The sequence below is a fragment of the Lutibacter sp. genome (genome assembly GCF_021647475.1).
GTDB lineage: Bacteria > Bacteroidota > Bacteroidia > Flavobacteriales > Flavobacteriaceae > Lutibacter.
This window is the reverse complement of record NZ_JAKIUR010000004.1, coordinates 57,524-79,198: the sequence shown is the minus strand read 5'-3', so window position 1 is coordinate 79,198 and position 21,675 is coordinate 57,524. Positions and strand designations below refer to the sequence as shown.

Sequence of the window (21,675 nt, the reverse complement as noted above, 5' to 3'; positions counted from 1 at the left end):
AATTATAGTTTTTTGCCAAGCCAGTTTAAAAATGATTTATTAGACACATTTTTGGTAACTACTTTTGCTTTTTTTAAAGCACTTACTCGAACTTTAACGGCGGTTCCATCTGGTTTTAACAAGGTTTCAAACTCTTCATTATCTTCATTAGAAATAGACATTTCTTTTGAAATTGGATTGCTAAACCCAAGAAGTGGTAGTAAAAAAGCACCTCCTATTATGGGTAAGATTCCTCTTCTTGAAATCTTGCGTGTTTCCGTTGTTTTATTTTTCATTTTTTTCATTTTAATGATACAAGTGCAAGTTGTTCATGTTAGTTTAGTAAAGCAACTTTTCAAGTGGTTTAAATATGTTATATGAACAATCATTAAACTTGCATAAAGGTAAATACATATTTTATTTCAGAGTATGATTTTAATCATTTAAAAAAAAAAGATAAGATATTGAGAATGAGAATAATAAATCTTATTTAGAATTATTTTAAATTATTTTGTGTAATAATTGTTACTAAAATATGTAATTATTGTTACAAAAGTAATTAAGGTTTGGAAATAGAAAATTGGATGTAATGGCGAAGATAAAAGGGTAAGAAAATGCAGAGGCTGTGTTTCTAAATGAATAGAATAGACTGTAAAACAAAAAGACCAAAAACATTAAAATCATTTTGTTTTACAGAGCTACTCGAGAGTATAATTTAATTTGAATTTTTAATACTAATTAGAAATTATAGGATCTAGTAATATTAAATCCAATCATAAAATCTCCATTAAAGAAATCATTTTGATTAAACATAATATTTTTTTGTTGTACCAATCCGTTATAATTGGTTAAAATAATTTGGAAAACGTGTCCAGAAGTTGAAAATTCTGTTGCAATGCTAATTCCAGGTTTAGGTTGAGTACTATCAAATTGTGTAACTGGTTGCGTATAATCAAATAGAATAGCTGTTTGAGGGCTTATTTTTATTCTACCTCCAAAGGCAATAGCTATCATATCATTTTTCATTGCGGGTTTATCCACTAAGTTATAATGGGAAACACTTGGTGCAAGTTGAAAGGATACATTTGGACTAAACCGTTTAGCAATAATTAATTGGTTAAAATAAGAATATCTATCTTGTTTTAAATTAAAGTTGTCTTTTTTAAGAGCACTCACCGTTAAATTACCGTAATAACTTACACTAATTGGCATGGTATTAGATCTAGTTTGTCTTAATAAAGCTACTTTCCAGTTAAAATCTTGTAATCTATCAAATTTTGTGGTTCCATAACCTATAGTTAGTCTTTCAAGCACGGTATAGGATAATCCAATTCTAATATTTGAAGGAGCCCAAAAACCAGCCATATCATTACTACCACCATTGATGACACCAAATCTGTGAGACATTTGGACTTCTAAGGTGTTTTTATGATACAATACATTGGTAGCATTATCAATTATAGAGGATCCTTCAAAAGCAGATCGTTCTAATTTTTCTTTTACTTTAGTTGAATCCTTTTGTTGTGCGTTTGTAATAAAAGGAACAATTAAGAAAATAAGAAATAATTTTATATAATTTTTCATATGTATATTCTAAAAGTTAATTATTTAATGTGCCTTGGTTAATCCAATTTTTTACTAGATTAATTTTAGTCGAAGACCATTTTGATCCAGGTGGCATTAGAGGAGCTCCGCTGCCAATAAGAGATTTATATAATATGCTATTTGCTGCATCATTAGGAGTTACATAGCCATTTAATAAGCTGGTATATGAATTTGCGTCTCTTAAATCTGGTGCCGTATTTCCGCTATGACATCCAACACATTGTGCCCATAATGGCATAATATCTGTCGCATATGAAACTGGAGTGGCAGTACTACCTCCTCCATTATCTGGAGCAATTTCAGGGTAATCATCGTAATAACAAGAGTTTAAAGAAAAACCAATTACTAGCACAATGAGTATTTGAAGTATTTTTTTCATTATATATATTTTTTAAGAGTAAATTTTAAAGAATGTAAAAGTGCATTTTATTTATTGTTTATTCCATGCACTTTTACATAAAAATGTTACTTTAATAATTATTGTAATGCGTCTATTGAGTTTTGAGCTAAATCTAGTGCATATTCTGGGTTGTGGATACCATTACTTCTATCTTCATTTAACAAAATGTAGTTAAAAGCAGCTTGTGAAACTTTTACAGGATATACTCCAGTTTGTAATTTACCAGTTGCATCAAAAATATATTTAGTTCCAGTTGAATCTAAACCTTTAGTTTGTAATTCAGTTAATAAAGTAGCTCTAAGTGCATCTAAAGTAACACCACTAGCATTCATTATTTCACTTGGTTCTGGTTCTGCATCATGACATTTTAAACAAGCATTTGCGGTTGGATTCCAAGTATGGCCACCATCATCAGCTGCTGCTGGTTCACCCATATGACATGCAACGCAAGAAGCACCTTGAGCATGACCTGCAGCTCCTATAGCTGGCATTGCACCTGGTAAAATTGCTCCACCTATACCATATAAGAAAGTTCCTTGTGGGCCATGGTGAGGTCCCCAATATGAACTAGTAACTGCATAGTTTCCAAATGCGTTAGCTGAAGGGGCAGGAGTTCTTGGTTGGTGACAGTTAATGCAAGTATTGCTATAACCCATAGTATCACTATCATTATGACTATCAAGTGAAATAGTAGGATCAATAATTAATTGTACAGGGTCTAAAGTTCTTAAAGCATAATCGTTACCATCATTAGCAAAATCAAATGAACGGTGACCACTTGTATCATCATGACAACTAGTACAAGAGATTGCTTGATCGGATGTTGTAGAATAAGGACCAACTAATTCATTGTCTCCTAGTATAAATCTATCGGCAAATCCTTGATTAGTATGGCAAGCAGCACAATCAGCCCGATTTCCATATTGTGATAGTTTTCTGCCATCGTACATAGTTGTTTCAACTCCGTGTATTGACATAGCATACTGTGCATCAATTGCATCTCTATGTTCGCTAGAGTGACAGGCTACACAAGAGGTAGTGCCATCAGCACCAGCAACGCCATCAGCACCGTTAGTACCATTAGCACCAGGTAGACCAGGGATAGGATCGCTTGTACATTGAATAAATAAAAAAGATGCTATAAGAAACATCAATAAACTTAGTAATTTAAAATTTTTCATAATAAAATATTTATTTAATAAAATTTGTTTTAAATGTTGGAGTAAAAATAGTTACAATAAATTGTTTAAAAAATGATAAAAATCAGTAAATAAAAACTCGTAAAAAGCAGTGTTTCAGCGAAATAACATCTATTTATAATGAATCTAATTGATTAACAAGGTTAAATAGTGTTATTTTAGTTACATTAGTTTAGTTACATTAGTTGTAAAATAATTTTATTGAAGTAAAACTAAAGTATGCTTCTTAGTAAAAGGTTCAGTAGGTACAATTATTTTATTCATCTAAGTTTGTGAACTTAAAACTTAATTTTTTTTAAATCCTAAAACTATTAATTTTAATACCTTTTATTTTTTTGTAAATTTGCAACTCTAAAAAAAAATCAATGGCAAAATTTGAAGTAAAGCTTCCAAAAATGGGTGAAAGTGTTGCAGAAGCAACTATAATAACGTGGTTAAAAAATGTTGGGGACACTGTTGAGTTAGATGAAACACTTGTTGAAATTGCCACTGATAAAGTAGATTCTGAAGTTCCGAGTGAAGTAGAAGGTACGTTGTTAGAAATTAAATTTGAAACTGATGCTGTTGTTAAAGTTGGAGAAACCATTGCAGTTATTGAAACTTCTGGTGAGGACTTAACTACTGAGCCTGAAGAAGAAATAATTAATTCAATTGAAGAAGTAATAACATTTGAAAAAAATACTGATGAAGCCATTGAAAATAATAGTATTGAAAAAGTGTCTGCTTCTGGAAAATTTTATTCTCCTTTAGTACGTAATATAGCTGAAACTGAAGGTGTTTCTATGGAAGAGTTAGAAGCCATTGTGGGTACAGGTAAAGATCATAGAGTTACAAAAAATGATATTTTGGCATACATTGAGAATGGAAGAGTTGATGCTAAACCTACTTTTGAAAAGGCAAAAACTATAGAGAATGAAGTTGTAAAGCCAATATCAACAACACCAAAAGTTACTGTTTCTGTTAATGGAGAAGATGAAATAATTGAAATGACTAGAATGGGAAAATTAATTGCCAATCATATGGTAGCTTCAGTACAAACATCAGCTCATGTACAATCCTTTATTGAAGTAGATGTTACCAATATTGTAACTTGGAGAAATAAAGTAAAAGATCAGTTTTTAGCTCGTGAAGGAGAAAAAATAACTTACACACCTATTTTTATGCAAGCAGTGGCTAAAGCAATTAGAGATTTCCCGATGATTAATATTTCAGTTGATGGGGATAAAATTATTAAGCGAAAAGCAATAAATTTAGGAATGGCGGCTGCATTAGCCGATGGTAATTTAATTGTACCAGTTATTAAAAATGCTGACCAACTTAATTTGGTAGGAATGACAAAAGCTGTGAATGACTTAGCTAACAGAGCAAGAAAAGGACAGTTGCAACCAGATGAAATACAAGGAGGAACTTACACAGTAACTAATGTTGGTAGTTTTGGAAGTGTTTTTGGCACTCCAATAATTAATCAACCACAAGTTGCTATTTTAGCGTTAGGTGCTGTTAGAAAAGTACCTGCTGTTATTGAAACTCCTGAAGGAGATTTTATAGGAATTAGGCACAAAATGTTTATATCACACTCTTACGATCATAGAGTGGTTAATGGAGCATTAGGAGGGATGTTTATAAAGTCTATTAAAGAAGATTTAGAGGCTTGGGATGTAAATGCAAGTTTTTAAGTTTATTATTATTTTAGGAAAGCAAAATTAGTTTTCATTAACTTTTAATCTGGCAGTTGCTATAGTTTTTATTTCAGCATAATTATTATCTAAAAATTTTAAATATCCAACAATAGCAATCATTGCGGCATTATCGGTAGTAAATTCAAATTTTGGGATATAGGTTGTCCATCCAAATTTTTCTTCAGTAGCTTTTAAATCGTTTCTAATTTCTGAATTAGCACTTACGCCACCTGCTATAGCAATTTGATTAATTCCGGTTTGTTTAACGGCCAATTTTAATTTATCAAATAAAATTTCTACAATGGTTTTTTGGATAGAAGCACAAATATCATTTAGATTTTCCTTAATAAAATTTGGATTTTCTTTTACTTTTTTCTGAATAAAATATAAGATACCTGTTTTTAATCCGCTAAAACTAAAATTTAAATTAGCTACTTTGGGTTTAGTAAATTTAAATGCGTTAGGGTTTCCAAGTTTTGCGTGTTTATCAATTAAAGGACCGCCAGGATAAGGTAATCCTAAAATTTTAGCAGATTTATCAAAGGCTTCGCCTACGGCATCATCTAAGGTTTCCCCTAAAACTTCCATAGAAAAATAATCAGAAATTTTAACAATTTGAGTATGTCCACCACTAATAGTTAAACACAAAAAAGGAAAGGTTGGTTTTTGATGATTTTTAGTATCAATAAAATGAGCTAAAATATGTCCTTGCATATGATTTACAGGGATTAACGGAATGTTTAACGCTAAGGAAAGTGACTTTGCAAATGATGAACCAACCAATAATGAACCCATTAATCCAGGTCCACGTGTAAAAGCTATGGCATTTAAGTCTTTTTTGTCGATATTTGCCTGTTGAATTGCTTGTTGAACAACAGGAACAATATTTTGTTGATGTGCACGTGAAGCTAATTCGGGAACAACGCCACCATATTTGGCATGAATTTCTTGACTAGCAATAACATTTGATAGTATTTTTCCGTTACAAATAACAGAAGCACTAGTATCATCACAAGACGATTCAATACCAAGAATATAAATTAATTTATTTTTGTTCATTAATTAATAACAAAGGCATAATAATTGCCATTGAAATGCAAATTTAGGGTTTATCAAACGAACTAAAAAAATACTAGTTAAAATTTTAGGCATTTTGTTGCTGCTATTTTTGGTGGTCAGCATTCTGTTATCTATTCCTTCCATTCAAACTAAATTAGGAGATAAAGCAACATCGTATTTGCAAAAAGAGTTTAATGTTGCAATTAATGTGAATAAAGTAGATTTATCCTTTTTAGGAAAAGTTCAGCTAAAAGATGTTTACATAAAAGATCATCATAATGATACTTTAATTTTCGCTAAAAAATTAACAACTTCCATTTTAAGTCTTCGAAAAATGTTAAATAACAAAATGGAATTTGGCACTATTTCATTAAGTGATTTTAAACTTTTTATAAAAACGTATAAGGGAGAACAAGATGATGCACTTACCATTTTTGTGGATAAATTTGACGATGGAAAATCTACAGGTAAACCTTCCGGTTTTTTACTAACCGCAACAAAACTGCATTTTAATAACGGATTTGTTTCTGTTTATGATGAAAATGTAGATGAAAAACCACTCGATTTTAAAAGTATTTTAGGAAATTCTACAGATTTTGTTATTCAAGGTCCAAATGTTTCTACTAATATTATTGATTTATCTTTTATTGAAAATCATGGCTTATTAATTACAAGTTTGGCTAGTGAATTTACTTACACTAAAAAACAGATGAAGTTTAAAAACACGGTATTGCATACTAAAACTTCAAAAATTATTGGGGATATTGAATTTAATTATAAACGAGAAGATTTTTCAGATTTTAATAATAAGGTAAACTTAACTGCAAATATTAAAAAAGCAGATGTTTCTATGTTAGATTTAAAACATTTTTATAATGAATTAGGAACAAAAGATGTGTTGCATTTTACTACAGAAATAGAAGGTCAGTTAAATAATTTTACGGCTAAAAACTTAAAATTAAAAAGTGATGAAAATGCAATAATTAATGGAACACTTTTATTAAAAAATTCGTTCAACCAAGAAAACGGATTTTCTTTAAAAGGAAATTTGACCAATTTAACCTCAAACTATAATCATTTAAAAATGTTGTTGCCTAATATTTTAGGAGATAAATTACCATCATCATTTAAAAAATTAGGGCGATTTACGTTAGTTGGCACCACTTATATTACAAACAGTTTAATTGATGCAGATGTTTCCATTAATTCAGATTTGGGCGAGGTAGCCGCAAATTTAGAACTTACCAATATTGAAAATATTGATGATGCGTCCTATAAAGGAAATATTAAATGTTTCGATTTTAATTTAGGAGAATTGTTAAATAATTCATCTGTACAAAAAATATCTGCGGATGGAGATGTTGAAGGTTCAGGTTTTACATTAGAAAAAATAAATAGTTCCGTTAAAGGAGTTGTTTCTAAAATTGACTTTAATAAATATACCTATAAAAATATTACTATAAATGGACTTGTAAAAAATCAGCATTTTAACGGATCGTTAGAAGTTAATGATGATAATATTAAATTAAATTTTAAAGGATTGGCCGATTTATCTTCTGATATTTACCAGTTTAACTTTAAATCCATTATAGATTATTGCAATTTAAATGCTATAAATATTTATAAAAGAGATAGTATAGCTAATATTACAGGTGCTATAAATATAAATGTAAAAGGCAATTCAATTGATGATTTGGCAGGAAAAATAAATTTTAAAAACTTTTTATATACAAATGCAAAAGATGATTACTTTTTTAAAGATTTTAATATAACCTCATCTTTTCAAGATAGCATTAGAACCATTAAAGTAAATTCTTCAGAAATTATAAACGGAAAAATTAAAGGAAAATTTAAATTTAATGAATTGCCTAAATTAGTAAGAAATTCCATTGGAAGCATTTACACAAATTACAAACCTTTTGAGGTTTCTCCAAACCAAAAAATTAATTTCAATTTTAAAATATATAATAAAATTGTAGAAATATTTTATCCTGAAGTTCAACTTTCTGCAAATACTACCATTAGAGGAAAAATAATAGCTGATAAAAATTTATTTCGGTTAACTATTAAATCTCCAAAAGTAATTGCATTTAAAAATGATATTGAAAACTTAAATGTTCAAATTGATAATAAAAATCCGATTTTTAACACACAAGTTTTAATAGATAATATTGATTCTAAATACTATAGTATAAAACAATTTAAATTAGTGAATGTTACTTTAAACGATACCTTGTTTTTTAGAACAGAGTTTAAAGAAGGAATAAAAAATAACGAAAAATATAATTTATCCTTTTACCATACTTTTAATTCCAATAGACAATCCGTTTTTGGAATAAAAAAATCGGATTTTACGTATAAAAACAAAAAATGGTTTATTAACGCTACCAATAATATTGAAAATAAAATTGTGTTTGATAATAAAACCAAAGAAACGCTTATAAAACCAATATCAATATCTTCTAAAAATCAAAAAATATCTTTTTTTGGAAAAATTTCAGATAGCATTTCAAAAAATATCCAATTTAATTTTAAAAATGTTCAATTAGCCAATGTAACGCCTAAAATTGATAGTTTAAATTTACAAGGAACTATAAACGGAACTATAAATTATTCGCAAATAAAAAAGCAAATTAGACCTACCGCTAATTTTGAAATTAGTAATTTTTATATCAATAAATCTAAACAAGGAAATTTAAAGGTAAAAGTTAATGGTGAAAATTCACTTACAAAATATGATGTTAATGTTTCTTTAGAACGGAATAATGAAAAAACACTATTGGCAGTTGGTAATGTAGATTTTACGCCTAAAAAGCCAACCATTGCTATGAATATTGATTTCGAAAAGTTTAAACTAGATGCCTTTAGCCCTTTGGGTGAAGATGTTTTTACTAACTTTAGAGGTTTTGTTTATGGAAGCACAAAATTTTCAGGATTATTAGAAAATCCAACTATGAGTGGTGAATTGTATTTAGATCAAGCAGGAATGTATTTTCCTTATTTAAATGTGGATTACAATTTTGACGGAACAAGTATTATTAGTTTAAAAAATCAAACTTTTAATTTTGAAGATGTTACCTTAAAAGATAAAACATATCAAACTAAAGGAAAATTAACAGGAACTTTATCGCATCATAATTTTGATAATTGGAAGTTGAATTTAAACATAAACACTAAAAATTTATTAGTATTAAATACCAAAGAAAAAGAAAATTCACTCTATTATGGTACAGGTTATTTAGGAGGAAATGCTAGAATACACGGGTTAACAGATAAATTGGTGATTGATGTAGAAGGTAAAACCAATAAAGGAACTTATTTTGTAATTCCTATTAGCGATGTAAAAACCGTTGAAAGTACACAGTTAATACGTTTTGTTAACACCAATAAAAAAGTAGATGATTCTAAAAAAAGAAAAGAATTTATATCTGAAAAACTAAAAGGTCTTTCTATTAATTTTAATTTAGAAGTAACCAAAGATGCCGTTGTAGAAATGGTGTTAGATAAAGCAACTAGAAGTTTTTTAAAAGGAAGTGGTACCGGTAATTTGCAAATAAACCTAGATACTAAAGATAAATTTGATATGTATGGCGATTTTATTGTGGATAACGGAATTTATAATTTTAAGTACGGTGGTTTTATAAACAAACCATTTACGGTTAAAAAAGGAGGAAGCATTTCTTGGAGTGGCAATCCATACACCGCCGAAATTAATATAGAAGCAGTTTATAAAGTTTACGCAAATCCAAAATCCTTATTAGAAAACATTACCACAAATCGTAAAATTCCAATAGATTTAACAACTCGTTTTTCGGGTGAATTGTTTAATTCAAAACGCAGTTTTGATATTGAAATACCAAACTCTAGCTCAACAGTTGCCTCAGAACTTGCTTTTAAACTTAATAATAGTGATAAAAATATTAAAATAAGGAATTTTGTCTCTTTGTTAGCCTCAGGAGCTTTTTATAATGAAAATAATTTTGGAGCAAATACCAGTGGTTTTGTTTACGGAACAGGTTTTGACATGTTATCAAATGCTTTTGATAATATTTTTAATAAAGCAGATAGCAAGTTTAAACTAAAACCTGTTTATACTGTAGGAGAAAAAAATAAAGTTGACAACCTAAATATTGATGATCAATTAGCCTTAGCTTTAGATTATCAAGTAAATGATAGAATTTTAATTAACGGAAAAGTTGGAGTTCCCATTGGTTCTAAAAAACAGTCTAGCGTAATAGGTGAAGTTAATATTGAATTTTTACTAAATCAAGAAGGAACCTTACGATCTTCTATTTTTAATCGTCAGAATGAAATTCAATATACAGATGAAGAAGAAGGTTATACACAAGGCGTAGGGTTAAATTATCAAATAGACTTTAATAATGGAAAAGAATTATTGGAAAAACTTGGACTTAGAAAGAAAAAAATAAAAGATACAACAAGTATTAAAAAAAGATTAGATACTTTTATAATCAAACAAAAATTGATAAACTTTAAAAACAAAATCAACAAAAATGAATAAACCAACATTGGTAGTGTTGGCTGCAGGAATTGGCAGTCGCTATGGAGGATTAAAACAATTAGATACATTTACAGAACAAGGAGATACTATTTTAGATTTTTCTATTTTTGATGCCATACAAGCAGGTTTTGGTAAAATTGTTTTTATCATTAGAAAAAGTATAGAAGATGAATTTAAAGCTTTTTTTAATCCAAAATTAGAAGGTAAAATTAAAGTAGTCTATGTTTTTCAAGAAATTGAAGATATTCCTGAAAAATATAAAGACAACCAAAGACAAAAACCTTGGGGAACAGCTCATGCACTATTGATGGCAAAAAATGTGGTTTCTGAAAATTTTGCAGTTATAAATGCTGATGATTTCTATGGAAAAGAAGCTTTTGAAGTAATGGCAAATAAATTAATAAAAACCGATAAAACTTCCAATAACTTTTCTATGATGGGTTACGTGTTAAAAAACACGGTTTCAGATTATGGATTTGTTTCTCGTGGCGAATGTAAAGTTGATAATCATAATTTTTTAACTGGCATAACCGAAAGAACACATATTGAAAAAATAGATGGCGTGTTAAAATATAAAAATGAAAATGAAGAATTAATTGAAATTGATGAAAACACCATTGTTTCTATGAACTTCTTCGGTTTTACACCTACGTATTTTGATATTTCAGCCTCACTTTTTGAAGAGTTTTTGGCTACCAATTATAAAAATCCAAAAACAGAATTTTTTATTCCACTGGTAGTAAATCATGTTATAGTAAATAAACTAGCTACTATGGAAGTGCTTACTTCAAATGCTCGTTGGTTTGGGGTAACTTATAAGCAAGATAAAGCCTATGTAACTTCAGAAATTAATAAACTTAAAGAATCAAAAGTTTATCCAAAAAACTTATGGTAAATAATTGATTTTAAGCTGTTTGTTTTTGATTTATAGTCCCTAAAAAATTAAAGAGAATCAAAAATTAATCCTGAATTTATCTTAAATTAAAAATTAAGTTATAATTTTGCATTTCCTTTATGAGAAATAAAATTAAAAAAATAGGAGTAATGACTTCTGGTGGTGATGCACCAGGAATGAACGCAGCCATTAGGGCTGTGGTTAGAGCTTGTTCCTATTATAATGTAGAATGTGTTGGTGTTTATCGTGGATTTCAAGGATTAATAGAAGGTGATTTTACTGCATTAACTGCACGTAATGTCAACAATACTATAAATAGAGGAGGTACTATTTTAAAAACTGCTAGATCGGAAGATTTTAAAACTAAAAAAGGCAGAGAAAAAGCATATCAGCAATTGCAAAATAAACAAATTGATGCCATGGTTTTAATTGGTGGAGATGGAACTTTTACTGGAGGAATGATTTTCAATAAAGAATATCAATTTCCATGCATTGGTATTCCATGTACTATTGACAATGATATTTTTGGTACAAATTCAACTATAGGTTTTGATACCGCTTTAAATACAGTGGTAGAAGCAATTGATAAAATTAGAGATACTGCAAGTTCTCATAATCGATTGTTTTTTGTGGAGGTAATGGGTAGAGATGCCGGGTTTATCGCATTAAATTCAGGTGTTGGTTCTGGAGCAGAAGAAATTTTAATTCCTGAAGAAAATTTAGGCTTAGATCGCCTGTTAGAATCGTTAAAACGAAGTAAACGTTCTGGAAAGTCATCAAGTATTGTAGTAGTTGCTGAAGGCGATAAAATTGGTAAAAATGTATTTGAACTTGCAAATTATGTAGAAGAAAATTTACCTGAATATGAAGTACGAGTTTCTGTTTTAGGACATATGCAACGTGGTGGTAGTCCAAGTTGTTTTGATAGAGTTTTAGCAAGTAGGTTAGGTGTAAAATCTGTAGAACTATTATTAGATGGAAAATCTAATTTAATGGTGGGTTTAATGAATAATAAAATTGAAACTACCGAATTAAATAAAGCTGTAAAAGGAGAACATCATATTAATAAAGAGTTATTACGAGTAAGTGATATAATGTCCATTTAAAATGAAAAAAAAGTATTATTTAATTATATTTATTTTCATAAATTGGTTTAGCCAAAGCATAACTTATGCTCAAGATGAAGCTCAAGATACTGTTGAAGAAATTAATTTTACAGCCGAAAAAACTGATTATATAAATTTTATTAATACTTACGTTTCTCATATAAATAAATCTTCAAAGGACACTGATTTTTTTACAGATAAAGAAATAAAATCCATAAATGTTTCTAAAGGATTTAAAAGAAATATAGCTAAAAAGAGAGTTATTTATAGAAATAATGAGATTATTAAAGTAAAATATATAGATTTTTTAGAACATAATTTTATTAAACTAAAGTCCTTTTATTACCAAAATAATCATTTAGTATTTATTAGAATTAATGAACTATTACCTTCTAAAACTAAAAAAGCTAGAACTTACCAAAGAACCTTATATTATCGCAACAATAAATTATTATTAGATTCTAAACAAAAGGATAAAAAATACAGTAGTAAATTTCTACTGCATTTAGGTCAAGAAAAACTTCAAAAAGAATATCAATAAAAAATCAATGATTAAAATAGGAATTAATGGTTTTGGAAGAATTGGTAGAATTGCTTTCAGATCTGCTTTTTTTAGAAAAAATATTGAAGTTGTTGCTATAAACGATTTATTAGATATTAATCACCTAGCTTATTTATTAAAATACGATTCTGTTCACGGCAGATTTAAAGGAACTATTGAAGTTAAAGATAATTTTTTAGTAGTAAATGGTAAATTTATAAGAATTACCTCTGAAAAAAAACCAGAAAATATTAATTGGAAACAAGTAGATGTTGATTATGTAATTGAATCTACAGGTTTATTTACAGATAAAGAAAAAGCAAAACTGCATATTAAAAGTGGTGCTAAAAAGGTAGTGATTTCTGGTCCTTCTAAAAATGCACCAATGTTTGTGATGGGAGTAAATCATACCGATTTATCTAAAGACGAACTTGTTTTCTCAAATGCTTCTTGTACTACTAATTGTTTAGCTCCTATTGCAAAAATCTTAAATGAAAAATTTGGTATTGTAGAAGGTTTAGTTACTACTGTTCATGCTGCAACCACTAGTCAAAGTACAGTAGATGGTCCAAATAAAAAATGGAGGCGAGGTAGGTCTGCCATAAATAATATAATTCCTACAACTACTAATGCAGCTTCAGCAGTTACTACAATAATGCCTGAACTAAAAGGAAAATTATTAGCAATGGCAGTTAGGGTGCCAACGGTAGATGTTTCTTTAGTAGATTTAACGGTTCGGTTAAAAAAAGCGACAAGTTATGCTGAAATTGCAAAAACGATTAAAGAGGCTTCTGAAAATGAATACAAAGGAATTATGGGATATACTGAAGATGAAGTAGTATCACAAGATTTTGTTTCTGAACCCAGAACTTCGGTTTTTGATGCTAAAGCGGGTTTAGAATTAAATCCTAATTTTTATAAATTAATTAGCTGGTATGATAATGAATTTGGTTACGCCACTAAAATTGTAGATTTAATTGAATATTCAGAGGCTTTATAATTAACCCCGTTGTACATTTTGATAAAATTTTGTCAATTTGAGCGAATTTTAGCCTTTTTAGGCTTAAAATTAGTATCGAGAATAGGTTTTTTATTTAAAAACAGATGTTTTCGATACCATTTTTTATCAAAAATTACCTGCCTTGCCATCAGACAAGCTCAAACTTACGTAATAGTAATTTTAAAGTGTAAAATGCACAACAAGTTAATTAATTTTTTATCTTTAAATTATGGAAATAGCAATAATAGCACATGACGGCAAAAAAGCAGAAATGATTCAATTTTTAATGGATTTTAAGGCTGTTTTATTAGCTAAAGATATTCATTTAGTAGCAACAGGAACTACAGGTAAAAATGCCGAAAAAGCAGGTTTTGTAGTTACAAAATATTTATCAGGACCTTATGGTGGTGATGCTCAAATTGCAGCAAGAGTTGCCGAAGGGCTTACTAATATGGTATTCTTTTTTAGAGATCCATTAGATAGACATCCACATGAACCAGATATTGCTATGTTAATGCGTTTGTGTGATGTGCATAATGTTCCGTTAGCAACTAATCCTGCAACAGCAGAATTATTAATAAAATCAGTATAAATTTATTTTACGGCAATCATTGAAATTTCAACATTTACCGATTTAGGTAATTGTGCAACTTCAACGGTTTCTCTTGCAGGTGCAGTTTCAGCATTAAAATAACTTCCATAAACCTGATTTATAATGCCAAAATTATTCATATCTGAAATAAAGATAGAAGATTTTATTACGTTTTCAAAAGTTAAATTTTCTACATTTAAAATAGCTTTTAAATTTTCCATTACTTGTTTAGTTTCTTCTTCAATAGAACTTAACACTAATGAGTTGGTTTTAGGATTTAAAGCAATTTGACCTGAAATATACAACGTGTTATTTGCTAAAACCGCTTGGTTATATGGTCCAATTGGAGCTGGAGCTTGTTTGGTAGCTATAATTTTTTTCATAATATAAAATTGTTTTAAATTAAAAATTAGAAGTTAAAAAAGTCTTCGGTCTGGCACTTGTCTTTTATCGTATTTTAAATCACTAAGCATAGATGATTTTACTCCTATAAAGAAATAATACGTTTGTCTTGTTCCAAAAGGCACCCAATTAAAGTTCAGTTTCCAGCTATCTAAATCACGAGAAAAGCGTAATTGCGTATATGTAAAACCTTGATTTTTAATATCATAACCTGATGAAAATCCTACTTTCCATTTCGGAGTTAATTCAACATCACCAGAAAACATTAAGGAGTTTGATGAAATTTCATTTTGTCGCCTTGAGTTTACATAATTTAACGAATAGGCTAGTTTCAGCGTCCAAGGAAAAGTAGCATTGTATAATTTAGCAGATTTTATTTTAGGCTCAGAGTCTTCGTTATTATTTAAACTATTACTTACATTTAAATTTTCCCCAAAAATTCCATCGGAATTATTAGCATTAGCATTTTGTTGTTTACTATTTTCTTTCCCTTTAGATTTTTTACTGGATAAAGAATAATTCATTGTTAAACCAGCATTGGTAAGTCTAAATAAACTTCCTCCATTATTAATATTAAAGGTGTTTATCCTTGTTCCGGAAGCATTAATCGCATATGGATCAAGTGTTGCATTTAAATTTAAACGCAGTTTTTTATTGAAAAAATCTGTACCTGCAGTCATTCTGACTGGACTCCATTTTAAGGAATCTGCAGCCATATTATAACTGGTTGAAAAGTTTAAATTGTTAATTAATGTTATTTTTTTTGGCTTGGTATCTGTGGAGTCTTTAGGCATCACTTTAGCTTCTAAAGTATTGTTAAGCGAAAAATTTAAGCTATTAGATAAGCTTCTACTTGGGCTTCCATAAATTCCGTTTGCGAATGGAGAATATTCTAGCAAATCATTAGGATCAGCACTTTGCTGAACTTCTTCATAATATTTACTAAAATCTGGTTTATAACCATAGGAAATACTTGGTCGCATTACATGGCGGATGGCTTGTAATCTTCCTTTTTTAAATTTCAGCATTCCATAAACGGTAGTAGTTAAGGAAACACCAGCCGAGTATTCTCTAAAAGCATTAAATCCGTTAATGGTATCGGTAACTACGGTATTTTCAGTGGCATTATAGGTTTTGCTTATTTTATTAAAATTCCAAACTTCTTTATAGTTTGCATTAGGTGATAGGGTAAAGTATTTTAATACTTTCATATTTGTGCTAAAAGTGGCATTTTGTTGAATTCCAGATTTTGCAGTATTAAACATCTCTTTTTTTAAGAAGAATTTATCGGAAGTATTAATTTTATTATCTCCTTTTAACGAATAGGTTACTCCAAGTTTTTGTAATGCATTTTTTTTTGCACCTGTTTTAGATACAAAAGGGTAAATTCGATCCATATTTATTTGTAGAGATGGCAATGACATTATAATTTTTTCTGTATTAGTATTTTGAGAATGTGTAACAGAAAGGGATAAGTTAAAAGGTGTACCAACAAATTTTTTGTAAAATGAAATAGAAGAACTAAGGGTGTTGTTTAAAAATGCATTTGAATTATATTCATTTAAAGATTCTCTATAATATTTACTACTTCCTAAATTTACCGATGCCGAAAACCTAGAATTTGGACTTGCTTTGGTATCTTGACTATGACTCCATCTAATATTATAATTAGTTGTTTTGGAGTAATCGCTAAAACCCCGTAAACTATTTATTAAATTTTCGTACCTGAAACTGAAATTACCACTGAATTTATAGCGAACAGCATAATTTGATTGGGCTCTTATTCCCCAACTTCCGTTGGTGTAAACATCGCCTAGCAGTGCTAGGTCTGCATAATCATTAATAGCTAAATAATACCCGCCATTTTGTAAAAAATAACCTTGTCGATTGTTTTCCCCCCAAGTTGGCATTAAAAACCCAGACATAGTTCCTTTGGTTAATGGAATGTAGGCAAATGGGATAAAGAGTGGTGTTGGCACATCTGAAATCACTAAATTACTAAGTCCAATTACCAATTTTTTATTGGGTACAATTTTGGCTTTATTAGTTTTTATATAGTAATCTGGTTTTTCTTTTTCAGAAGTTGTAAATTTTATGTTTCTAACAAAAATAGTTGAATCATTTTCCTTTTTTGTAGTTTCACCTCTTATTATAACTCCTTGTTGTTCAGTGCGTAAACCCCAAATTTTAGCTTTTTCAGTTTCAAAATTAAAGGCTATTGAATCTTGTTGAGTTTCTTGTCCGCCTTGTTTAAAAACAGGTTTTTCTTGATAAACTCCAACAGAATCTTTAATGCCTTTTGCCGTAACAACATTGTTGTTGTTATTTATTTCAATATAACCAGCAGTTAAATCAATATCTTTATAATGTACGTGTGCATTTTTATACATTATAATTTTATTATTTTTAATATCTTGCCTAATTAAACTATCTGCACTGTGTTCTATAATTCCTTCTAAAAGCTCTTTAGGTTTTGCAATGGTATCTTTTACTTTAATGGTGTCTTTTGTTTTTATAATAAGAGAATCTTTTGTGCTAATTTTTAATGAATCTTTAGAAAAACTAATCTTTGTTTTTTGCGAATACAAATAGGTTTGGAAACAGCAAAATAGCGTAACCATTATAAATTTAAAGTGAATATTTTTTATGTTGTTTTTAATAATATTTTTTTTAAAAAACAGTATTTAATTTGGGTTGCAAATATAAGTTTTATACCTTAGCTTATTAATTATAAACCCTTATAATTGTTACTTTGTAAATGTATGGTTCAATAATTGTAACACCAAATTTAAAAAGCCAAAAATAACTAAAATAATTAATGAATTCACAACACTTTTATAAATTTAAAATAACAACGAAAATATTTTTTTCATTTCTGTTTTTTACTCTCTTTCTATTTAATGAAACAACCATTTTTGCACAAAAAAAAGATTTTGTAGTTGTTTTAGATGCAGGTCATGGAGGAAAAGATCCAGGTAAAGTAGGTTATAGAAATATCAAAGAAAAAAATATTGCTTTAAAAATTGTTTTACAAATTGGTAAATTATTAGAAAAAGAAAAACACATAAAAGTAATTTATACTAGAAAAACAGATGTTTTTGTAGATTTATGGGAAAGAGGAAGTATTGCCAATAGAGCAAATGCAGATTTATTTATTTCTATACATTGTAACGCTCATAGCTCACAAGCGTATGGTGCTGAAACTTGGGTTTTAGGAATACATGCAAATAAACAAAACTTTGAAATTGCAAAATCTGAAAACTCCGTAATATTATTAGAAAAAAATTATAAGGAAAAATATAATGGCTTTAATCCTAATAAACCAGAATCTATTATTGGAATCACCTTAATGCAAGAAGAATATTTAGATCAAAGTATTCAATTAGCAAGCATAATTCAAAAACGTTTTAAAAATGAATTAAAAAGGAAGGATAGAGGTGTTAAACAAGCTGGTTTTGTAGTGCTATATCAAACCTATATGCCAAGTGTTTTAATTGAAACAGGGTTTATCACTAATAAAATTGAAGGTCCTTTTTTAAATTCTATTGGTGGAAGTAAAAAAATTGCAACCTCCATTTATAAAGATATTATTCAATACAAAAATCAATTAACACTTAATAGTGTAGCTGAAAGCGATATTCCTAAAATTATTGATAAAAAAAAGCTTAAATCTAAACAAAGAACACCAAATTTAGATATAATTTATAAAGTCCAAATAGCAGCTGGAGCTAGGAAACTTGCAACAAAATCTTATAATTTTAAAGGAATTAAAAATATTGAAAGAATTAAAGTAGGGCATACTTACAAATATTATATTGGTAGTACGCCTAACTTTAAGAAGGTTAAAGCAAAACAACATTATGCTAAAACAAAAGGATATAAATCTGCATTTATTGTGGCATTCAAAAATGGAAAAAGAATTTCATTACAAAAAGTTTTAGGTAAATCATAAATTGAAGCTAACACTACAAAAATAATTAGTAATATTGTAATTATAAAAAATACGATTTGAAAATTACTAGAGAATTAAAAACGGGAATATTTGCAATTGTTGTAATAGCACTATTTATTTGGGGTTACAACTACTTAAAAGGTACAAATTTGTTTGATGGAAAAATCAACACTTATTTTACGGAATATAATAATGTTCGCGGGTTAAATACTTCTAGTGTAGTTACAATTAATGGGGTAGATGTAGGTAAAGTAATTGATATAACCTTTAACAAAGATCCAAAAAAAAGAGGACAATTAATTGTAGAGTTTAGCATTTTAAATGATTTTCAATTTTCTAAAAAAAGTATTGCTAAAATATATAGTGCTAGCTTAATGGGAGGAAAATCATTAGCCGTAGTGCCATCCTACGATGGTGAAATGGCAAAACCAGGTGATTATTTAAAAGGAGAAATAGAATCAGATATTTTTTCAACAGTTACCGAAAAACTAAACCCATTACAGGCAAAAATAGAAAATGTTATTGTAAAAGTAGATTCACTTTTAGGCAATTTAAATAATATTGTGGATGCTAAAACTAGAATTAATATTAAACAAAGTATGGCTCAATTAAATGCAACTTTGGCTAATTTTCATGCTGCTTCTAAAAATTTAAGTCTTTTAGTATCTGATAATAAAGAAAAATTAGATAAAACTTTTTCAAATGTAGCATTAATGACTTCCAATTTTGAAAAGTTATCTGATACTTTAGTAAATGCAAACTTAGGAGCAACTGTTAAAAAATTACAAACTACCATAACTAATTTAAACGGAGTTTTAGCTGAAATTAATTCTGGTAAAGGTAGTTTGGGGAAATTAGTAAAAGATGAAAGTTTATATAGTAATTTAACCAATGCATCTAAAGAATTGGAAGAATTATTGCGTGATATGAAATTACATCCGAAACGTTATGTACATTTTTCATTGTTTGGTAAAAAAGATAAAGGCTATAAACCAACCACCGAATAACTGCTAGTTTAAATTAATTTAAAGCTAATTAAAAAAAACATTATAACTCGTTGTACATTTTGACTCTTTAAACATACTATTAGGTCAGTTCCTTTAGATTAGCAAACTGATAAAAAATTGTATCGAGAACATTTGTTTTTAAATAAAAAACCTATTCTCGATACTAATTTTAAGCCTAAAAATGCTAAAATTCACTCGAATTGACTAAATTTTATCAAAATGCACAACGGGTCATTATATAATTTTTGCTTTACTAAATTATCAAGGCGTATTTTAAACACTTGATAAAATGTTATTATGTAACAATTATTATGTAAAAGATGAGCAAATTAGTAAAGAATTTAAAATTATTCAGTTAAATTTGAAATTGGTTTAAATAACTTAATTTGAATTTGTATTTTGAATAAACCATAAATTATTAAGCATATATTATGAATTATATAAACAATATACTTTTTGCAATTTTATTAGTGGTAGGTATCGGGTTTTTTGTTATAAATATCAAAAAATTAACAAGAAATATTAAACTTGGAAAAGATATTGATCGTTCTGATAATCCAAAAGCTAGATGGAAAAACATGGCTATGATAGCCTTGGGGCAATCTAAAATGGTTAAGCGTCCAATTGCAGGAATTTTACACGTTATTGTTTATGCAAGTTTTATAATTATTAATATTGAAGTAGTTGAAATTATAATTGATGGTTTATTTGGTACGCATAGAATATTTTCATTTCTGGGAGGATTCTATGATGTTTTAATAGGTTCATTTGAAATTTTAGCATTCCTAGTTTTAATAGCTGTAATCATTTTTTGGATTAGAAGAATGATTGTCAGAATTCCTCGGTTTTGGAGTAAAGAAATGACCAGCTGGCCAAAAAACGATGCCTTAAATATTTTATATTTTGAAATGGTGTTGATGAGTTTGTTTTTAATAATGAACGCTACAGACCCAGAGTTTCAAACTTTTCATTTTGGCAATCCAATAAGTCGTTTTTTAACACCAATATTTAATGATTTTTTTAGCGAACATTCCATTCATTTAATTGAGCAAGGTGCTTGGTGGTTACACATAACCGGAATCTTTATATTTTTAAATTATCTATATTATTCAAAACATTTACATATTCTTTTAGCATTTCCAAACACCTATTATGCTAACTTAAATGTAAAAGGAAAATTTGATAATTTAGAAGCCGTTACTAAAGAAGTTAAATTAATGATGGATCCAAATGCTGATCCATTTGCAACCCCTGCAGAAGATGAAAATGAAACTCCTGAAAAGTTTGGTGCAAGTGATGTTACCGATTTAAACTGGGTACAATTAATGAACGCTTATACTTGCACCGAATGTGGTAGATGTACTTCATCGTGTCCAGCAAATATTACAGGAAAAGAATTATCTCCAAGAGCTATAATGATGAAAACCAGAGATAGAATTGAAGAAATTGGTAAAAATATAGATAAAAACGGAGCATTTAAAGACGATGGCAAACAGCTATTAGGCGATTATATTACTCCAGAAGAAGTTTGGGCGTGCACAAGTTGTAATGCTTGTGTTGAAGAATGCCCAGTAAACATCAATCCGTTATCTATCATTATGGATATTCGTAGATACCTAGTTTTAGAACAATCTGCAGCACCACAAGAATTAAATATGATGATGACTAATATTGAAAATAACGGAGCACCTTGGCAATATAGTCAAATGGACAGATTAAATTGGAAAGACGAATAAA

At 28.6% G+C, this 21,675-nt stretch carries 17 protein-coding genes; 10 read left to right on the top strand and 7 right to left on the bottom strand.

Features of this window, described 5'->3' with window-relative positions:
• Nucleotides 1–2: 2 nt before the first annotated feature.
• The 4 genes from L3J60_RS01895 to L3J60_RS01880 all read right to left on the bottom strand — a co-directional run bounded on the left by L3J60_RS01895 (nucleotide 3) and on the right by L3J60_RS01880 (nucleotide 3,165).
• Nucleotides 3–275 (bottom strand): hypothetical protein, encoded by a 273-nt coding sequence (locus L3J60_RS01895; RefSeq protein ID WP_291973788.1) that lies wholly within the window; start codon nucleotides 273–275, stop codon nucleotides 3–5.
• A gap of 442 nt (nucleotides 276–717) precedes the next feature.
• A complete protein-coding gene (locus tag L3J60_RS01890) occupies nucleotides 718–1,563 on the bottom strand; it encodes a DUF5777 family beta-barrel protein (protein ID WP_291973787.1) in 846 nt (281 codons plus the stop codon).
• Between the two features lie 16 nt (nucleotides 1,564–1,579).
• Complete coding sequence (locus tag L3J60_RS01885; protein ID WP_291973786.1) at nucleotides 1,580–1,963, bottom strand: hypothetical protein; 384 nt, start codon at nucleotides 1,961–1,963, stop codon at nucleotides 1,580–1,582.
• 98 nt (nucleotides 1,964–2,061) lie between these two features.
• Complete coding sequence (locus L3J60_RS01880) at nucleotides 2,062–3,165, bottom strand: hypothetical protein (protein WP_291973785.1); 1,104 nt, start codon at nucleotides 3,163–3,165, stop codon at nucleotides 2,062–2,064.
• A gap of 383 nt (nucleotides 3,166–3,548) precedes the next feature.
• Between L3J60_RS01880 and L3J60_RS01875 the strand changes: the two genes are divergently transcribed.
• A complete protein-coding gene (locus tag L3J60_RS01875) occupies nucleotides 3,549–4,859 on the top strand; it encodes a dihydrolipoamide acetyltransferase family protein (RefSeq protein ID WP_291973784.1) in 1,311 nt (436 codons plus the stop codon).
• A gap of 27 nt (nucleotides 4,860–4,886) precedes the next feature.
• On the opposite strand, the gene tsaD is transcribed toward L3J60_RS01875, so the two are convergent.
• Nucleotides 4,887–5,921: a tRNA (adenosine(37)-N6)-threonylcarbamoyltransferase complex transferase subunit TsaD gene (gene tsaD / locus L3J60_RS01870; protein ID WP_291973783.1), complete on the bottom strand. Its 1,035-nt coding sequence runs from the start codon at nucleotides 5,919–5,921 to the stop codon at nucleotides 4,887–4,889.
• 94 nt (nucleotides 5,922–6,015) lie between these two features.
• Between tsaD and L3J60_RS01865 the strand changes: the two genes are divergently transcribed.
• The 6 genes from L3J60_RS01865 (at nucleotide 6,016) to L3J60_RS01840 (ending at nucleotide 14,577) form a co-directional block, all read left to right on the top strand.
• On the top strand, nucleotides 6,016–10,443 hold the full coding sequence (locus L3J60_RS01865; protein WP_291973782.1) for a translocation/assembly module TamB domain-containing protein: 4,428 nt from the start codon (nucleotides 6,016–6,018) through the stop codon (nucleotides 10,441–10,443).
• The gene (locus L3J60_RS01860; protein ID WP_291973781.1) at nucleotides 10,436–11,338 is read left to right on the top strand and encodes a sugar phosphate nucleotidyltransferase; all 903 of its coding nucleotides are present in this window, start codon (nucleotides 10,436–10,438) and stop codon (nucleotides 11,336–11,338) included. The genes L3J60_RS01865 and L3J60_RS01860 overlap by 8 nt, the downstream gene beginning before the upstream one ends.
• A gap of 119 nt (nucleotides 11,339–11,457) precedes the next feature.
• A complete protein-coding gene (gene pfkA / locus L3J60_RS01855; protein ID WP_291973780.1) occupies nucleotides 11,458–12,444 on the top strand; it encodes a 6-phosphofructokinase in 987 nt (328 codons plus the stop codon).
• Nucleotide 12,445: 1 nt separating this feature from the next.
• Entirely contained in the window at nucleotides 12,446–12,985 is a 540-nt protein-coding gene (locus L3J60_RS01850) for a hypothetical protein (protein ID WP_291973779.1), read from the top strand.
• A gap of 7 nt (nucleotides 12,986–12,992) precedes the next feature.
• Nucleotides 12,993–13,985, top strand: coding sequence for a type I glyceraldehyde-3-phosphate dehydrogenase (gene gap, locus L3J60_RS01845; RefSeq protein ID WP_291973778.1), 993 nt, complete (start codon nucleotides 12,993–12,995; stop codon nucleotides 13,983–13,985).
• A 229-nt stretch (nucleotides 13,986–14,214) separates the two neighbouring features.
• Nucleotides 14,215–14,577, top strand: coding sequence for a methylglyoxal synthase (locus L3J60_RS01840; RefSeq protein ID WP_291973777.1), 363 nt, complete (start codon nucleotides 14,215–14,217; stop codon nucleotides 14,575–14,577).
• Between the two features lie 2 nt (nucleotides 14,578–14,579).
• On the opposite strand, the gene L3J60_RS01835 is transcribed toward L3J60_RS01840, so the two are convergent.
• Nucleotides 14,580–14,960 (bottom strand): Rid family detoxifying hydrolase, encoded by a 381-nt coding sequence (locus tag L3J60_RS01835; RefSeq protein WP_291973776.1) that lies wholly within the window; start codon nucleotides 14,958–14,960, stop codon nucleotides 14,580–14,582.
• Between the two features lie 33 nt (nucleotides 14,961–14,993).
• The gene (locus L3J60_RS01830) at nucleotides 14,994–17,600 is read right to left on the bottom strand and encodes a putative LPS assembly protein LptD (RefSeq protein ID WP_291973775.1); all 2,607 of its coding nucleotides are present in this window, start codon (nucleotides 17,598–17,600) and stop codon (nucleotides 14,994–14,996) included.
• A gap of 197 nt (nucleotides 17,601–17,797) precedes the next feature.
• Between L3J60_RS01830 and L3J60_RS01825 the strand changes: the two genes are divergently transcribed.
• The 3 genes from L3J60_RS01825 (at nucleotide 17,798) to L3J60_RS01815 (ending at nucleotide 21,674) form a co-directional block, all read left to right on the top strand.
• Nucleotides 17,798–18,931 (top strand): N-acetylmuramoyl-L-alanine amidase, encoded by a 1,134-nt coding sequence (locus L3J60_RS01825; protein WP_291973774.1) that lies wholly within the window; start codon nucleotides 17,798–17,800, stop codon nucleotides 18,929–18,931.
• 56 nt (nucleotides 18,932–18,987) lie between these two features.
• Nucleotides 18,988–19,938 (top strand): MlaD family protein, encoded by a 951-nt coding sequence (locus L3J60_RS01820; protein ID WP_291973773.1) that lies wholly within the window; start codon nucleotides 18,988–18,990, stop codon nucleotides 19,936–19,938.
• 431 nt (nucleotides 19,939–20,369) lie between these two features.
• Entirely contained in the window at nucleotides 20,370–21,674 is a 1,305-nt protein-coding gene (locus L3J60_RS01815; RefSeq protein WP_291973772.1) for a (Fe-S)-binding protein, read from the top strand.
• The last annotated feature ends 1 nt before the right edge of the window (nucleotide 21,675 follow it).

Coding starts and splice junctions, on each gene's coding strand:
- L3J60_RS01895 (WP_291973788.1), bottom strand. CDS start 275: ATGAAAAATAAAACAACGGAAACACGCAAGATTTCAAGAAGAGGAATC.
- L3J60_RS01890 (WP_291973787.1), bottom strand. CDS start 1,563: ATGAAAAATTATATAAAATTATTTCTTATTTTCTTAATTGTTCCTTTT.
- L3J60_RS01885 (WP_291973786.1), bottom strand. CDS start 1,963: ATGAAAAAAATACTTCAAATACTCATTGTGCTAGTAATTGGTTTTTCT.
- L3J60_RS01880 (WP_291973785.1), bottom strand. CDS start 3,165: ATGAAAAATTTTAAATTACTAAGTTTATTGATGTTTCTTATAGCATCT.
- L3J60_RS01875 (WP_291973784.1), top strand. CDS start 3,549: ATGGCAAAATTTGAAGTAAAGCTTCCAAAAATGGGTGAAAGTGTTGCA.
- tsaD (WP_291973783.1), bottom strand. CDS start 5,921: ATGAACAAAAATAAATTAATTTATATTCTTGGTATTGAATCGTCTTGT.
- L3J60_RS01860 (WP_291973781.1), top strand. CDS start 10,436: ATGAATAAACCAACATTGGTAGTGTTGGCTGCAGGAATTGGCAGTCGC.
- pfkA (WP_291973780.1), top strand. CDS start 11,458: ATGAGAAATAAAATTAAAAAAATAGGAGTAATGACTTCTGGTGGTGAT.
- L3J60_RS01850 (WP_291973779.1), top strand. CDS start 12,446: ATGAAAAAAAAGTATTATTTAATTATATTTATTTTCATAAATTGGTTT.
- gap (WP_291973778.1), top strand. CDS start 12,993: ATGATTAAAATAGGAATTAATGGTTTTGGAAGAATTGGTAGAATTGCT.
- L3J60_RS01840 (WP_291973777.1), top strand. CDS start 14,215: ATGGAAATAGCAATAATAGCACATGACGGCAAAAAAGCAGAAATGATT.
- L3J60_RS01835 (WP_291973776.1), bottom strand. CDS start 14,960: ATGAAAAAAATTATAGCTACCAAACAAGCTCCAGCTCCAATTGGACCA.
- L3J60_RS01830 (WP_291973775.1), bottom strand. CDS start 17,600: ATGGTTACGCTATTTTGCTGTTTCCAAACCTATTTGTATTCGCAAAAA.
- L3J60_RS01825 (WP_291973774.1), top strand. CDS start 17,798: ATGAATTCACAACACTTTTATAAATTTAAAATAACAACGAAAATATTT.
- L3J60_RS01815 (WP_291973772.1), top strand. CDS start 20,370: ATGAATTATATAAACAATATACTTTTTGCAATTTTATTAGTGGTAGGT.